The sequence below is a fragment of the Thermogutta hypogea genome (assembly GCF_055386265.1).
Genome location: NZ_AP042425.1, coordinates 2,025,888 through 2,040,282, shown reverse-complemented (window position 1 = coordinate 2,040,282; position 14,395 = coordinate 2,025,888). Strand labels below are relative to the sequence as shown.

At 60.7% G+C, this 14,395-nt stretch carries 12 protein-coding genes; 6 read left to right on the top strand and 6 right to left on the bottom strand.

The window, feature by feature from the left end; genetic code table 11:
* Positions 1-290: 290 nt before the first annotated feature.
* The 5 genes from ACZ5B4_RS07325 (at position 291) to ACZ5B4_RS07305 (ending at position 6,625) form a co-directional block, all read left to right on the top strand.
* Positions 291-3,374 carry a tetratricopeptide repeat protein gene (locus ACZ5B4_RS07325; protein WP_464913779.1) on the top strand — a complete coding sequence of 1,028 codons (3,084 nt, stop codon included), beginning with the start codon at positions 291-293 and terminating at the stop codon, positions 3,372-3,374.
* Between the two features lie 86 nt (positions 3,375-3,460).
* Positions 3,461-4,480 carry a tetratricopeptide repeat protein gene (locus ACZ5B4_RS07320; protein ID WP_464913778.1) on the top strand — a complete coding sequence of 340 codons (1,020 nt, stop codon included), beginning with the start codon at positions 3,461-3,463 and terminating at the stop codon, positions 4,478-4,480.
* A gap of 275 nt (positions 4,481-4,755) precedes the next feature.
* A complete protein-coding gene (locus ACZ5B4_RS07315) occupies positions 4,756-5,601 on the top strand; it encodes a MotA/TolQ/ExbB proton channel family protein (RefSeq protein WP_464913777.1) in 846 nt (281 codons plus the stop codon).
* A gap of 91 nt (positions 5,602-5,692) precedes the next feature.
* On the top strand, positions 5,693-6,133 hold the full coding sequence (locus ACZ5B4_RS07310) for an ExbD/TolR family protein (RefSeq protein WP_464913776.1): 441 nt from the start codon (positions 5,693-5,695) through the stop codon (positions 6,131-6,133).
* Positions 6,134-6,136: 3 nt separating this feature from the next.
* Positions 6,137-6,625 carry an ExbD/TolR family protein gene (locus ACZ5B4_RS07305; RefSeq protein WP_464913775.1) on the top strand — a complete coding sequence of 163 codons (489 nt, stop codon included), beginning with the start codon at positions 6,137-6,139 and terminating at the stop codon, positions 6,623-6,625.
* Positions 6,626-6,670: 45 nt separating this feature from the next.
* On the opposite strand, the gene xerD is transcribed toward ACZ5B4_RS07305, so the two are convergent.
* On the bottom strand, positions 6,671-7,609 hold the full coding sequence (gene xerD / locus ACZ5B4_RS07300; protein ID WP_464913774.1) for a site-specific tyrosine recombinase XerD: 939 nt from the start codon (positions 7,607-7,609) through the stop codon (positions 6,671-6,673).
* 170 nt (positions 7,610-7,779) lie between these two features.
* On the opposite strand from xerD, the gene ACZ5B4_RS07295 reads away from it, so the two are divergent.
* Positions 7,780-8,793, top strand: coding sequence for a 3'-5' exoribonuclease YhaM family protein (locus ACZ5B4_RS07295; protein ID WP_464913773.1), 1,014 nt, complete (start codon positions 7,780-7,782; stop codon positions 8,791-8,793).
* Positions 8,794-8,833: 40 nt separating this feature from the next.
* Here the strand turns inward: ACZ5B4_RS07295 and prmC are convergent, their stop codons facing one another.
* The 5 genes from prmC to kdsA all read right to left on the bottom strand — a co-directional run bounded on the left by prmC (position 8,834) and on the right by kdsA (position 14,345).
* A complete protein-coding gene (gene prmC / locus ACZ5B4_RS07290) occupies positions 8,834-9,712 on the bottom strand; it encodes a peptide chain release factor N(5)-glutamine methyltransferase (RefSeq protein ID WP_464913772.1) in 879 nt (292 codons plus the stop codon).
* Positions 9,713-9,813: 101 nt separating this feature from the next.
* Entirely contained in the window at positions 9,814-10,890 is a 1,077-nt protein-coding gene (prfA, locus tag ACZ5B4_RS07285) for a peptide chain release factor 1 (RefSeq protein WP_464913771.1), read from the bottom strand.
* A gap of 147 nt (positions 10,891-11,037) precedes the next feature.
* Positions 11,038-11,298, bottom strand: coding sequence for a 50S ribosomal protein L31 (rpmE, locus tag ACZ5B4_RS07280; RefSeq protein ID WP_464913770.1), 261 nt, complete (start codon positions 11,296-11,298; stop codon positions 11,038-11,040).
* A gap of 309 nt (positions 11,299-11,607) precedes the next feature.
* The gene (locus ACZ5B4_RS07275; RefSeq protein WP_464913769.1) at positions 11,608-13,398 is read right to left on the bottom strand and encodes a tetratricopeptide repeat protein; all 1,791 of its coding nucleotides are present in this window, start codon (positions 13,396-13,398) and stop codon (positions 11,608-11,610) included.
* A 101-nt stretch (positions 13,399-13,499) separates the two neighbouring features.
* Positions 13,500-14,345 carry a 3-deoxy-8-phosphooctulonate synthase gene (gene kdsA / locus ACZ5B4_RS07270; protein ID WP_464913768.1) on the bottom strand — a complete coding sequence of 282 codons (846 nt, stop codon included), beginning with the start codon at positions 14,343-14,345 and terminating at the stop codon, positions 13,500-13,502.
* Positions 14,346-14,395 lie beyond the last annotated feature (50 nt).

Genomic DNA, 14,395 nt, shown 5'->3' with positions numbered 1-14,395 from the left:
CCGCTGAGCGGAACGGTATGCAGTGTTCTTTCTAATTGTACCGCGTGATTGGTAGGTGTTACGGCGTCGTCATGAAGCGGGCCGGGCGCCCGCGTCGCCCCCAGGCCGTGGGAATGCAACTAGCAGGAGCTTGCGCCCAGCCGTCCGCCAAGCGTTTGCTCCGTCCGGCCGCACAGCCATGCGAGGCACCGACCGGTGTTGCGGACTCGGCTTCGTTGCGACCATAATTGAGGGCGATAATCGGTGCAGGGCCGTAGGCATTCCGAGACTCGGGATGGAGATCGATATCGATGAGAGATTCACGCCGGCCGTTGCTTTTTTTCCTCTTGGCCGCGGGGCTGTCGCTGACGTGCTCTTCCTCTTCGAGCATTTGGGCGGTGGAGAATCATCGCAAATTCCTTGACGGCTTGCGGGAACGCGGATATTTCGATACCGCGGTGGATTACCTCGACGGCTTGGCGGCCGATCCGACTTGTCCGGCGGATTTGAAAGAGGAAATCGACTACCAGGCGGGGACCACGTGGATTCTGGCCGCCTCGCAGACAAGAGTCACGTTGACCCGGGAGCAGTACTTGAGCCGGGCGATGGATCGGCTCAAGAAGTTCGTGCAGGAACATCCGCAACATGCCCTGGTGGGCGATGCAAACGCACAACTCGCCCAAATCCTGGTAGAGCGGGCGAAGTCCGCGCTGGCCTCGGCCGAAGGCAAGCCGGAAGCGGAAGTCGCAAGGTTGCGAGAGCAGGCGCGAACTGCCGTCCAGGAGGCGCAAAAGGCCTTCGCGGTATTTCTCGAAGCCACCCGAAAGCGCGCGGAATCGTATCAAGGGCGCGTCATCGACAGCACTTCCCGTGAAGGTCGCGAACGAGAGGCCGCCTACCGGGATTACCTGCGGGCGAGGTTGTACAACGTGGGCGCACAGTATCAACTGGCCCAGACCTATCCTCCGGAAGACGAGACCCGCAAGAAATTGTTGCAGGAGGCGGCCGACGAGTACGGAAAAATCTACGACAAGTACGCCGATTACGGCGCCGGTTTGGTTGCGAGGTTGCAACAGGGCGTTTGTCTGCAAGAGCTGGGCAAGGATCAAGAGGCGAGTGCCATTTTCGAAGAGACGCTGACCCTACCCGCGGACGATCCGGCAACGCAGCCGTTACGGACCGAAGCCCTGGCCCGATTGTGCGAGATCCTGCGGAAGCAAGGCAATCACCAGGCGGTTGTCGCCCGCGCGCAGGAGTGGCTCGACGACACGCGACCGAACGTTCGGAATGGTGAAGTCGGGTTGCGTCTTCAATTCTTGGCGGGTATGTCGGCGGTAGAGTTGGCTCAAACCGCGGAGAAGAACCAGGACGCGCGTCTGGCGCAGCAGTTGCGAGCGACGGCGAGACGGTTTTTGGAGGCCGCTGCCCGACTGCCCAATCCGAATCGCGGAGAGGCCCAGGCGGCCTTGGCGGGTTTGACGGGAGAAGTGCCGGCCGAAGGACCGGTTCAGGGATTTGCGGACGCCGTGGAACGGGGAGACGCGGCTTGGAATCGTTTTGTCGCCGCGATGAGCCAAGTGCAACAGGGACCGAACGCCGACCAGGCCCGCCGGGAAGCCGACACCGCAAGGGAAGCCGCCGTCGATCTTTATCGAGCGGCCCTGCGTTACGCCTCGCCGGACGTGATGGATCAGGTCAATGCGGTACGCTTCAAACTGGTGTACCTGCTTTGGGATGCCGATCGCCTCGAAGAGTGTGCGGTCCTCGGGGAGTTCTTGACGCGTCGCTACCCGCAGGCGGCGGGATCGAACAAGGCGGGCGAGGTGGCGGTCAAGGCCGTTCGTAAGCTCTTCTTGGATTCGACGAAGCAGGGCGGCGACGGCGAGTGGGAGCTGCAATGGATGGTGCGTCTGACGGATTATCTCGTCCAGCGCTGGCCGGACCAAAACGAGGCTGCGGAAGCCGTATTGTCGGTGATGGATTCCGCGATCGATCTAGGACGCATGGATGAGGCCGAGGCCTACATCGCTAAGTTGCCTGAGAACTCTTGGGGACGGGGCAGGGCGGAATTGCGTTTGGGACAAGCGCTCTGGGCGGACTACGTCAAGACCGTTGCGGAGGCCAACGCGCCGGCCGGCGACCGGTTGACCGCCTTGCGGGACGATGCGCGGGAGCATCTGGAAAAGGGCCTGGAGATCGTTCGCACGGCCGTGAGCGGCGGACAGGCCGTGGACTACTTCGTCGAGTATTCCGTGCTGCTGTTGGCGCAAGCCTATTTAACCATGGGCGAGCCGAACAAATCGATCGACCTTTTGAACGATCAAGCGATCGGCCCGCTCACATTGATCGATCGTCAGAATCCCGCCGTCAGTCGCCGCGCGTTTCAAGAGGAAGTACTGAAACTGGCCCTTCGCGCCTATGTGGTTGCTCAGCAGGTGGACGAGGCGATGAAGTATTTGGATCGTCTCGAGTCCTTGGTGACGGCGGGCGACGAGACCGCCGGCGGCAAGGGCCTGACGGCCGTCTATGTCAGCCTGGGCCGGCAGTTGGAGCAACAAGTGCAACAACTTCGCAGCGAGAATAAAACGGAGCAACTGGAGACCGTGCTGTCCGGTTTTACGACGCTGTTGGGGCGCATCTCGCAGCGTGCCCAAGGTGCCGATTTTCGCTCCTTGAATTGGGTGGCCGAAACGTACTTCAGCCTCGGCAAGGGACTGGATCCCGGCGGGCCCGAGGTCCCGGAGAAGGCCCAGTCGTTTTACGAACAGGCGCTTGCCAGTTACGTGACTCTCATTAAGCGGACCGATCAGGAGCCGGGTTTTGCCCCGGAAGATGCGCCGATCTACCTGCGGGTACGGCTGGCGGGCGTCCTGCGCGGCCTCCGAATCTACGATAAAGCCCTGGAGGCGGTGCTGTACGTGATCGACAGGGCAGGCAAAGAGAATCGCATCGACGTCCAGATCGAGGCGGCCACAATTTACCAGGAATGGGCCGAGCAGCCGGGCAAGGAAGACTACTACATCAATGCCATTCGCGGCGGATACGAAAAAGGCGGGCGGTATCTGATTTGGGGTTGGGGCGGCATTGCCAAACGGGTAGCCGCGTCGTATCAGAAGTTCGAGACGGTCTTTCATCAGGCCCGTTACAACTTGGCGTTATGTCGCTTGAAGTTGGCGCAAAAAAAGACCGGCGATGAACGCTCACGATTGTTGGAGGAGGCCTTGCTGGATATCCGTCGCACCTACCTGCTTTATCCGTCGTTAGGAGGCAAGGATTGGTACGACAAGTACGATAAGCTCGTAAGGACCATCCAGCAGTTACAGGGGGAACGGTCTCCGCAGGGTCTGCGGGCGTTCGATCAGCGATCGGCAAATCAGGCCGCCTCGCGGTCGTGAGGCACGAGCGAGCGGTTGGACAGGCTGCGGCATTTTCGCCGAATGCCGGGTTAGGAAAGCGGAATAGCGCAGGGAGACTGGCGATCATGAACATGCGTTGGTTGGGATTTGCATGCATAGCCGCGGGAATCTGGAACGCGACGGCGTTCGCCGTCGATACCGTGGTGACCTCCTCGGAACAGGTACGTGGACGCATCACGCAGATGTCTCCCCAGCAGGTGACGGTCGAGACGGCGGCCGGCCCGAAAACGGTGCCCGTCAACCAGATCCTCCGTATTACGTACGACGCGGAGCCGGCGGCTTTGGGCACCGCCCGGTCGAACGTGGAGACCTCGCGATTCGAAGACGCCCTGACCGCCCTGGATCGTATAGCCGCGGACAGTCTGCGGCGGCCGGAGATCGCCCAAGACGTGGAATTCTATCGGGCCTATTGCCGGGGGAAGATCGCGTTGGCCGGTACCGGCTCGCCGCAGGAGGCCGGCGCGGCGATGGTGACGTTTCTCGCGTCGGCCCCCAATTCCTATCACTATTGGGACGCCTGCCGCATCATTGCGGAGCTGCTGATCGCCGTCAAGAATTACGACAAAGCGGTGGAGTATTTCGGTAAGATCGGCGAAGCTCCTTGGCCGGAATTCAAGGTCGAGGGTTTTCAAAAGTCGGGCTGGACTTACGTCTTGGCGGGCAAATTCGCGGAGGCGGAAGCGGCCTTCGACAAGGCTTTGGCCGTCCCCTTGAGCGGCGATGATTCGCCGAAATTGCTGGCTACCATCGGTAAAGCGCGGACCCTGGTGGAAAAGGGTCAGGCTGAGGAGGCAATCGCCATGCTTCAACCCATCTTGGAGCGGCCCGACTTGACGGAAAACAGCGAAGTGATGGGCAGATTGTACGGGACGATGGGGGCGGCGTATCGTAAAGCGGGCAAAACCAAGGATGCCGTGATCGCCTTTCTGCACGTCGATTTGCTGTATTTCGGCCATGCCCCGTCCCACATCGACGCCCTGCGGAATCTAGCGGAACTCTGGCCGCAACTGCAACATCCGGAGCGGGCGGCGGAGGCGGTCGACGTGCTGAAGGAACAGTACAAGGTCACCGTTTCGGGCGGGTAGCAAGGGGCCGCCGCTCGCAGGAACGACCCGTGGCCGCGACTTGGACGGCTCCAAGATCGCCCGCGGTCGGGAGTTTACGGTCGCCGACGGTGCAAGGTATATTAGAGGGTTCAAAGTGGACCGCCCCCTCGCAGGCGAAGATCGCGTCGAGCGGGCGGCGAGGTGAATCTGAAGGCGGTGTGCAGCGAACCGTGTTCGGGACGGACGAAATCGCGGAACAGAGTACCGGATGCCAACACGATTTTAGGGTTTTGACCTTCAACCAGGAGGTTTCCATGCGGCGAGGCTTCTTGTCGACCTGGAGCGGCTCGGTAGCGGCTTCACTCGTGATGTTGTTGGTGATGCTCGGCGGTTTGCCGAGGTGGATCCCGGCTTCCGGAACAGCCGTCCATGCGGAGGAAGCGGCGACCGACGACACGCTGCCGGCCGCGGACGCTGGATCGTCCGAAGCGGCACCGGCCGCGCCGGAGACCGCCCGGCCGCAAGAGAAGTCGGTCCTCCGTTGGTTCTTCGAATCGCTGGGCTGGACGTACACCTTGGCCTTCTTGACGATTTCGTTCTCATTTGTGGCCCTGTTGGTGATGAATTTGGTCGGCTGCCGTCGCGAAACCGTGATACCCTCGGCGCTAATCGACGGATTCGAGGCCCACTTCAACGAAAAACGGTACCAAGAAGCCTACGAATTGGCGAAGAACGACGAATCCTTTCTGGGGCAGGTCTTGTCGGCGGGCTTGGCGAAGCTTTCGGCCGGTTACGCCCAGGCCGTGGAGGCCATGCAGGAGGTCGGCGAGGAGCAGGCCATGCGCATGGAGCACCGGCTGAGCTACATCGGACTGATCGGCACCGTCAGCCCCATGGTGGGATTGTTGGGAACGGTGGACGGCATGGTGCGATCCTTCAGCGTGATCGCCAACAGCACCACGACTCCCAAGCCGGCGGATCTCGCCCGCGGTATTTCCACCGCTTTGATTACAACCCTGGTCGGACTGATCATTGCCATTCCGGCCATCATTGTGTACGGGTTTCTCCGCAATCGTATCGCGCGACTGGTCCTTGAAGTGGGGATCGTGAGCGAAGGGTTGATGTCGCGGTTCTCCAGCGTCGGCGCTAAGAAGGCCTGAATACCTCTCGGGATTCTTTTCCGTGCGGAGTCGGCGGTTTTGAAAGGGCTACGCATGCCCCGGGGGTTCGTTGCCTGAGGAGTGGACGCACATGCGCTATGGGCGTGGACGACAAATTCCCGACGCCGAAGGCGATATGACGCCGATGATCGACATGACGTTTCAGTTGATCGCCTTTTTCATGATTTTGATCAATTTTTCGGAGGGCGATCAAAATCAGCTCATTCGGCTTCCCGCCAGCGAGTTGGCCAAGCCGCCCGATACGGCCCCTGCTTACCCCATCACCTTGCAGATGACGTCCAAGGGGACGGTTTTTTACGGTGTTGAGGAATACACGTTGGACGGCATCGTACCGATTCTGCAAGTGGAAAAACAGTTGGTGGAACGTCGCGGCGGCGACTATCGCGATACGACCATCATCATTCGCGCCGATCGCTATGCGAAAACCGGGCGAGTGCAAGAGTTGATACGCACGTGTCAGTCGGTTGGGTTCGAAAAATTCACCTTGCGCGCCAAACAAGAGAGCACTTAGACGATGAAGTTTCGCGGCTCGGGAACCCGAACGGGCGGCAAGATCGAGCTGATGATGACGCCGATGATCGACGTCGTCTTCCAGCTCTTGACGTTCTTCATCATGACCTTCAAGATCGTGTCGCCCGAGGGAGATTTCTTTATCAAGATGCCGTTGGCGGCGCCGAGCGCGGGCGTGCCGAGCGACTCGCAATTGCCGCCGATCAAGGTTCGCTTGACGGCGGCCGCGGGCGGGCGATTGTCGGGAATCTATATGTCGGAACGTCGCTTGGGCAGCTTCGAGGAGCTTCGCCAACAGGTTCGCCTGTTGGTGGGCGATCAGGCCGGCCCCGGGGGCGCCGGAGACGCCGAGGTGGAGTTCGATTGCGACTACGACCTCAACTACGAGAATGTCATGAAGGCCATCACGGCCGTCTCCGGTTACGTGGCCTCGGACGGTCGCATCATCCGCCTGGTGGAAAAAATCAAATTCGCTCCGCCTCGAAAAGAGTGACGCTTTGCGCCGTCATGTCGTGCGGCGTGCCGCTTCTTTCGCGAGCTATCCTCGCGGATGAAACCGCTTGTGCACGGCCTTCAATCTGGCGTAGTCCACGTGGGTGTAGATTTGCGTGGTGGCGATGCCCGCGTGGCCGAGCAGCTCCTGTACGTGCCGCAGGTCGGCCCCGCCCGCCAGGAGATGCGTAGCAAAGCTGTGCCGTAGCGTGTGGGGGCTGATATCGGGCGGAATCCCGGCCCGTATTGCGTGGAATTTCAACAATTCCCAAATGCGTTCTCGTCGCAACCGCTTGCCGCGATAGGAGAGGAAGGCATAGGGCGAATGGCCGCCTGAGGCGGCGGCCAAGAGCGGCCGCTCTTCGGCCAGGTAAGCGCGAAAGGCCTCGACCGCCCGTTTCCCGAGGGGCACGATTCGCTCCTTGTTGCCCTTGCCGCGGCATACGCAATAGGCTTCGTCCAGATGAAGATCCTCCATCCGCAGGTTGGCCGCTTCACCGGCGCGGCAACCAGTCGCGTAAAGAAACTCGAGCAGCGCGCGATTGCGGTGATGGCAGCGGTCGTAGGGCCGAGGGCTTTGTAGCAGGGCTTCCACTTGGGTCGGCGTCAGAACGTGCGGCACGCGTTCCCATAGCTTGGGGCCGCCCAGAAGTTCGGCCTTGTTTTGGGTGACCAGTCCTTCCAATTGCAGATAGCGCAGGAAAAGCCGCAGCGAAACGATATGCCGCGCGAGCGACGCCGGGGCCAGGTTCCGACCGTGCAACCACGCGGCGTAGTCGGAGAGGTCTTGAATCTCGAGGCGGGTGGGTGAGCGGTTCCCCAACCATTGCAGAAAACGGCGCAGATCGCGGCGGTAGGCGGCCACGGTGTTTTCCGAAAGGTGGCATTCCGCCGACAGATAGTGCGAAAAGTCCTCCTCCCAGTTTCGCGTGACTTGGCCGGGCGAGATGTTTTGCGGTCGTAGTTTGCGTCGCGGGGGACTCATGGCGATTCCGGTACCGATCGGCGGACGACTTTCTTCCCGCCGAAATCGGGATTAAAATCCCAGGCGATCGTTTCAGAAAGGAACGAAAGGGCGGCGGTCGGCCCTATCTCTTATCGGAAATCGGAGCGACCGTAATCGCGGCGAACCCCCTATATCATCCCGGATTCCTTATGACTTCCACGCAAGGAATACGCACCCTCAGGGAATTGTCCCTCGGCGACGAGGGGGATCTTTTTCTGCTGCTGGTCGCCAAAGAAAGCGGAACGACGCGGGCCGGCCAGCCGTTCTGGTTGCTGACCTTGCGCGACGAAACGGGGGAGATTCAAGTCGCCGTTTGGGCGGATTCGCCGTGGTTTGCGACATGTCAAAAAGAGTGGAAGGCCGGCGATTTCTTCAAGGTCCGAGCGTTGCTCCGCGAGTCGCGGTGGGGGCCGACGTTGGATATCCGCAAAATACGACATGTGCGGGAGAGCGACCGAGAGGCCGGTTTCGACCCCGCCAAGTTCGTGCCGGATTCGCCCGTCCCGAAAGAGCAACTCTACACGGAATTGCGGACCTTGGCGTCGGACAAGATGGAGCCGTCCGGTTTGCGGGATCTTACCTTGTATATTCTCGAACAAGAGCGGGAGAGGCTCCTGACGCTTCCGGGGTCGAGGACGTACCACCATGTCTACCCCGGCGGGTGGCTGGAGCACACGCGTTCCGTTGCCGAGATCTGCCTCTTCTTGGCCGACCAATATCGTCGGCAATACCCGGACATGCAGCCGCCGCTGGACCGCGATTTGGTTCTCGCCGGCGGCATTTTGCACGACATCGGCAAGCTGCGAGAACTGGATTGTTCTCCGCTCCAAACCACCTATTCGGCGGATGGTGCCTTGCTCGGCCACACGATTTTGGGGCGAGACTTAGTTCGCGAGGCGGCGGAAGCGGTGGGGTTTTCGGGAGAGCGGTTACTAAAGTTGGAGCACGTGATCATCGCCCATCAGGAGGGGGGAGAAAACGGTTCCTCCAAACCGCCCATGTTTCCGGAGGCCCTCCTGGTGCACTATGCCGATGCCGTTGATACCAAATTCGCGATCATGCGACGCATCTTGGCGGACGATCAAGGCGACGGACTGTTGACCTCCGACCGTAACGTCTTGCGGCATGCATTGTTCCGGGGATCGCGAGAAGCGGCCGAGTAAAGCCGGCGTCGCAGAGCGATCGGCAGGAGAGTGGTTTCGGTTAGATCCGGCGAGCTTGCGCAATCCGCCAGCGCCGTGCCGAATCTTTCAACATCGGACCGGGCTGCAGACTCGGCTCTCCCTCGAGGATGGCCGCAACCTCTTCACGGATCATGGGGCTGATCTCGACCAGGAGCCACCCGCCCGGTACGAGCCGCTCCGCCGCCTGCGGTACCAACCGTGCGATGACCTCCGTTCCGCGCGGGCCGGCCACCAGGGCTTGGTACGGCTCGTGGTCGCGCACATCGCGTGGCAGACGGGTGAATTCTTCTTCGCTGACGTACGGCGGATTGGAACAGATGAGATGGAACGGATCCTGCGGGGAAAGGGCCTCCATGAGATCGCTTTGCACGAACCGAATGCGATCCGAAAAGCCTAGCCGTCGGGCGTTATCTTCGGCGACTTGAAGGGCCTCATTGCTGATGTCCACAGCCGTGATTTCCGCCCGCGGCAGGTGCTTAGCGGCGCAGATGGCCAGGATACCGCTGCCGGTGCCGACGTCGCAGACCCGCAGGGGGCACTCGGATGGGAATTCCTTGGCCAGATCCAGCATGCGAACGACCAGGTCTTCCGTCTCCGGTCGGGGAATCAAAACGGCGGGCGTGACCCGAAAGCTGAGAGAGAAAAATTCGCGCCGGCCCACCAAATACGCCACCGGCGTACCCTCCGCTCGCTCCCGAACCATGGCGCGAAACTTGGCGCGGACCTCGTCGGAGGCGACCTCTTCGAAGGCCGTGTAGAGGTCGATGCGACGGCATCCCTTGGCTGTCGCCAGCAGAACTTCGGCGTCGAGCCGGGGCGACTCCGAGCCGTGTCGCTCCAGGTAGTCGGTCGTCCATGCCAAGAGCCGCCCGATCGTCCAGACTTCGGTTTCGGCCATGGCTTTGGTCCCCTCGGCGATGAAACCCTGTCCCGAACTGTATGGATGGGGACTTTGGAGGGAATCCTTCCCCCTCTTGCTCCCATAACGTGGTCGCGGCTTCAGTCGAGTTGGCCGAACGTGCTGCGGAGTTCCGCCCGTTCGTGATCCAGGATGGCTTCAATCAGCGGATCCAAATTACCCGCCAGGATGTTGCTCAACTGATACAGCGTGAGGTTGATTCGGTGATCGGTGACGCGGTTTTCGGGAAAATTGTAAGTGCGGATTTTTTGGCTGCGGTCTCCGGAGCCGATCTGCGTCCGCCGCTCCTCCGCCCGCTGCTCATCTTTCGCTCGCTGATAGTGTTCGTAAATACGGCTTTTCAAGACCCGGAGCGCCTTGGCGAAGTTCTTGTGCTGACTCTTTTCGTCCTGGCATTGCACCACAATTCCCGTCTCGTAGTGCGTCAGCCGTATGGCCGAAGAGGTCTTGTTGACGTGCTGGCCGCCGGGGCCGCTGGCGTGATAGGTGTCGCGGCGGTAATCCTCCGGCCTCAATTCGATTTCGACGTCGTCAGGCTCGCGGAGGACCGCCACCGTCGCCAAAGAGGTATGAATGCGACCTTTTGCTTCCGTTTCGGGGACCCTTTGGACGCGGTGGCCGCCGCTCTCGTATTGCATGCGGCGAAAGACCTCATCACCTTCCAGCCCGAAGGAAATCTCCTTGAATCCGCCCAACTCCGTGGGATTCATCTCCAAGATTTCGATTTTCCAGCCTTTCAGCTCGGCATAACGGCGGTACATCTCGAAAAGATCGCGAGCGAAAAGTGCGGCCTCCTCGCCGCCGGTGCCGGCGCGAATTTCCATGATGCAGCGAGTCCGTTCGGCGTCCTCGCCGCCCACGGTCAGGGCCAGCAACTCGTCCCAAAGTTCTTCGCGTTCGCGGCGCAGTGCTTCCAATTCGGATGCGGCCAGTTCGCGGAGTTCCGGATCGGAAGAATTCTCGGCCAGCTCACGGGCCTCTAGGATTTGCTGAGATATCTGCCGGAAACGGCGGTAGCGGGTCGCCAATTTGGCCAGCGAGCCGTGCTCGCGAAGGACGGCGGACATCCGAGAAGGGTTGGCGAGCACTTCGGGATCGTGAAGGCTCCGCTCCAACTCCTCGAACCGGGCGAGCTTTTCGTCCAGTTGTTTGCGCATGGGAATATCACACAGCCGCCGAACGCTCGGAAGAGCATCGGATGTCCACACGTACCACAAGGAGCCGGAAACCGATCAAAGCGGCTTCCGGGGAGAACACCGAGTAGGAAGCATCCAAGCTTATGCAGGAAGCCGGCCGCGCGGCGATCAACCGGCGTCTTGCGACTCCTGTTGTTGGCCCTTCTTGCGGCCTTTCGTCACGCTCGAATAACCTCCCGCGAATCGGTTGCGGAACTTTTCGATCCGGCCGGTGGTGTCGACATATTTGAGCTTGCCGGTAAAGAAGGGGTGGCAGGCGTTGCAGATGTCAATCTTTAACTCGGACTTGGTGCTGCGGGTGACGAACGTGTTCCCGCAGCCGCAAGTGACCTTGGTTTCCACATAGTTCGGGTGAATGCCCTCTTTCATGGCAAAGGCTCCGGAAATATCGGGCGTGATGGTAATCGATACAATCTTGTGAATGAACCACCTGTGTAGGGGTATTTTATCCCCCAAATTTGGCTCCGGTGCGGCATTCAACCGGTCAATGCCGGAGCGGGCCGTCCCTCGGAAGGCCGCAAACCTGAAGTATAGCGGCGCGATGGGATTTTCTCAATCGCCCCGATTGGGTTTCCTGGGATGGGACGCAGGATGAAACTCCGGCCGAGGCTTTCAAAACGGATAGAAGCGAAGAGCCGACCGGGATCAGCCGAGCCTGAAAATCTTTTCCTGTCACCGTTACGGATTCCCGGAATCCGTCGAAGTTGAGCCGTTCGGCTGTTCTGTCCCGGTTTCGTCTTTCGCGGAATCGTCCGTGGAATTGTTGCCGCTCTCGTTCGTGCCGCCGATGTCGAGCGGTTTGGCGCCGGTCAATTCCTCGATCCACCTTGCCCGAACGAGATTGCCGAATCGACTCGGCAGGTGAACATCGGCACGATAGGCGGTGATAGCGCGGGGGTAGTCTCCCAGTTTTTCGTTGAGTCGTCCCAGGGCGTAGGCCACGCCCGGCTCCCAGGGCTGGCCGGGAATCGACAAGGCGGTCCGGTTGATCAGGAGGTCCTCGGCTGACTTGCGATTTCCCAACCACACGGAAATCAGGCCGAGCCAATACGATGCGTTGAGTTTGGCTTGGATGTACATCATCTCTTGCGCGGAGTTCATGCCGGAGGAGTCGAGCAGCCTTTGCGAGGGGCGTGCCGCTTGGTAGCACGCCGTAGCGCTCTCTTCGCCGAGAAGGTCGCCCTTCAGGTGGAGCACACGCCCGCGCCATAGCGGCATCATGCTTTCCGTTTGAACCATGAAGGGCAGCATATCCATCGCCTGGTAGCGATTCACTTCGGCGGCGAATGCCTGGCGCTGGAGCGAGGCACGATAGGGGAGCGTCCAAAGCGACACATCCTCGACCCCAAACAGTTCCCGGAACCGCGCCGCTTCGTCGCTGGGGTGAGCCGTGAGCGAGAGGGATTCCCCGCCGGCCAGCATTCGGGCGACCATTTCCATTCTCTGCGATAGATATGCGGCGGAGCCTTCCAGCAACACTTGTACGGAGCGTAGCATGGAAGATTTGACGCGATACGGATTTCGCGGATCGGCATCCAGGCGGCGGAGGAGGGATTCGTTATCCGCCAGTTCTTGGAGGGTCGCCGGCTCGATCTCCAGGCCCCTGCCGGGGACCATCTTGAGGCCGTCTTCGGCGGGGATGGGGAATCCTAAACTTGGTTCGAAGACGTAGATGTTACCCTCGATCGCGACGCCCACGGCCCAGGGTTCCCAGCGCGGCTCTTGGCCCTCGGCGGCGACGTTGACCGCAAGCATGGCCGCATCGAGGCCTTCCTGGCGGCACAGCAACAGATAGACCCAGGCCCTGGCGGTGGCGGAACCGTGACCCAGCAGCAGAGTTTGCCACGGCGTTCGGACGAGAAGCTCCCCGTTGGAAAGCTGCGGCGAGTTATCGAGCGGATCGAGTTGGATGTGAAAGACAACCCAGTCGAAGAGCGCTTTTGCTCGGGATAACTCGTCCACGCCGTCGCCCCGCGCCCAGGTCGCGATGTCGCGCAGCCAGACGGCGGTTTGCAGCGAAAAGGCGTCATCACGCGTGAAATGCAGTTCGGCCAGGTTCCTGACTTCCGGCAGTTCCCGCATGTCGGGTGGGAGGGTCTCCAAAAGCGGATCGGGCTGCCAATCCTCCAGCGGTTTTTGCGTGCGGATCCACTGGTCCAAGCGATCGGCGACCTGAATCGCCATATCCGTTCCGTCGAATTGGTAGAGGCGATTGAGGGTGTCGATAGCAATTTCGAACAGCTCGTCGCGGTGAAGCGTGGCCGTTTGGCCGGCATTCGTGGTCGGAGGCGGCTCCTCCTTTTGCGCCGGCTTGCGACAACCGATCGTCGTCGAGAGAACCAAGGTGAGCCAGAGGATGGTGAGGTGGCACAATAAAAGTCGGAATTCGGACGACGTCCGCCGGCATGTCTTAGGAAGACGAAGCGTGTTCCCCCGAATTGCGGGGTTGCAGCTACCAGTGCTGGACACACGCCCCTCTCGTGGGTATAACAGTCGGAATCCCCGGCGACCGGCAGGCGCTGTTCGCGGACCGTTCGTGGTTGAAGGTGATATTCGAAGGCTTACGCGCCTCATGCCGAGTCCTCCGCGAAATCGCGCAGATATAGGGTGCGGATGGATGCCAGTTGTCGTAACAGCCTGGGTAGCTCTTTCAGAGGTACCATATTGGGGCCGTCACTGAGTGCGTTGTCGGGATCCGGATGGGTTTCGAGAAAGACGCCGTCGGCACCCGCCGCTACCGCCGCGCGTGCCAAGGTGGGAACCATACGGCGATCTCCGCCGGATCGTTCACCCTGTCCGCCGGGTTCCTGTACGCTGTGGGTGGCATCAAAGATCACGGGTACGCCCAAAGACTGCATGAGCGGGATGCTCCGCATGTCATTCACGAGCCTGCCGTAACCGAAAAAAGTGCCGCGTTCTCCCAAAAGCACGTCACGGCAGCCGGCTTCGGCAAGTTTCGTGATGACATGCCGCATATCGGCCGGGGCTAGAAACTGCCCTTTTTTCACATGCACCGGCCTGCCTGTAGCTCCGGCGGCGACCAAGAGGTCGGTTTGACGACAAAGAAAGGCGGGAATCTGGAGCAAATCGCATACCTTCGCCGCGGGAACGGCTTGCTCCGGCAAGTGGATGTCCGTGGTAATCGGCAAACGGTGGGCATTGCGGACTTCCGCTAGAATGCGCAGTCCTTGCTCCAAACCGGGCCCGCGATACGATCGAAGGCTGGTGCGATTCGCCTTGTCGAAAGAGGCTTTGAAGATGACCTGCAAACCTTGCTCTTCGCCCATCCGGCGGAGGAACTCGGCGGTCTGGAGCGTCAGTTCTTCCGACTCGATGACGCAAGGCCCGGCGATAATCAGCAAGGGTTGACCGGGGCCGCAACGATAGGGACCGATTTCGGCGGGAAGCCGTAGCACCTCAACACCTCCCACAAAAAAGCCAGGCATGCGACCGGACCCGGCACATG

What these genes read in the sequence shown, in the direction of transcription:
- rpmE (WP_464913770.1), bottom strand. Translation starts at nt 11,298, where the DNA reads ATGAAAGAGGGCATTCACCCGAACTATGTGGAAACCAAGGTCACTTGC.
- prmC (WP_464913772.1), bottom strand. Translation starts at nt 9,712, where the DNA reads ATGGCCGAAACCGAAGTCTGGACGATCGGGCGGCTCTTGGCATGGACG.
- ACZ5B4_RS07325 (WP_464913779.1), top strand. Translation starts at nt 291, where the DNA reads ATGAGAGATTCACGCCGGCCGTTGCTTTTTTTCCTCTTGGCCGCGGGG.
- ACZ5B4_RS07295 (WP_464913773.1), top strand. Translation starts at nt 7,780, where the DNA reads ATGACTTCCACGCAAGGAATACGCACCCTCAGGGAATTGTCCCTCGGC.
- xerD (WP_464913774.1), bottom strand. Translation starts at nt 7,609, where the DNA reads ATGAGTCCCCCGCGACGCAAACTACGACCGCAAAACATCTCGCCCGGC.
- prfA (WP_464913771.1), bottom strand. Translation starts at nt 10,890, where the DNA reads ATGCGCAAACAACTGGACGAAAAGCTCGCCCGGTTCGAGGAGTTGGAG.
- ACZ5B4_RS07315 (WP_464913777.1), top strand. Translation starts at nt 4,756, where the DNA reads ATGCGGCGAGGCTTCTTGTCGACCTGGAGCGGCTCGGTAGCGGCTTCA.
- ACZ5B4_RS07310 (WP_464913776.1), top strand. Translation starts at nt 5,693, where the DNA reads ATGCGCTATGGGCGTGGACGACAAATTCCCGACGCCGAAGGCGATATG.
- ACZ5B4_RS07320 (WP_464913778.1), top strand. Translation starts at nt 3,461, where the DNA reads ATGAACATGCGTTGGTTGGGATTTGCATGCATAGCCGCGGGAATCTGG.
- ACZ5B4_RS07305 (WP_464913775.1), top strand. Translation starts at nt 6,137, where the DNA reads ATGAAGTTTCGCGGCTCGGGAACCCGAACGGGCGGCAAGATCGAGCTG.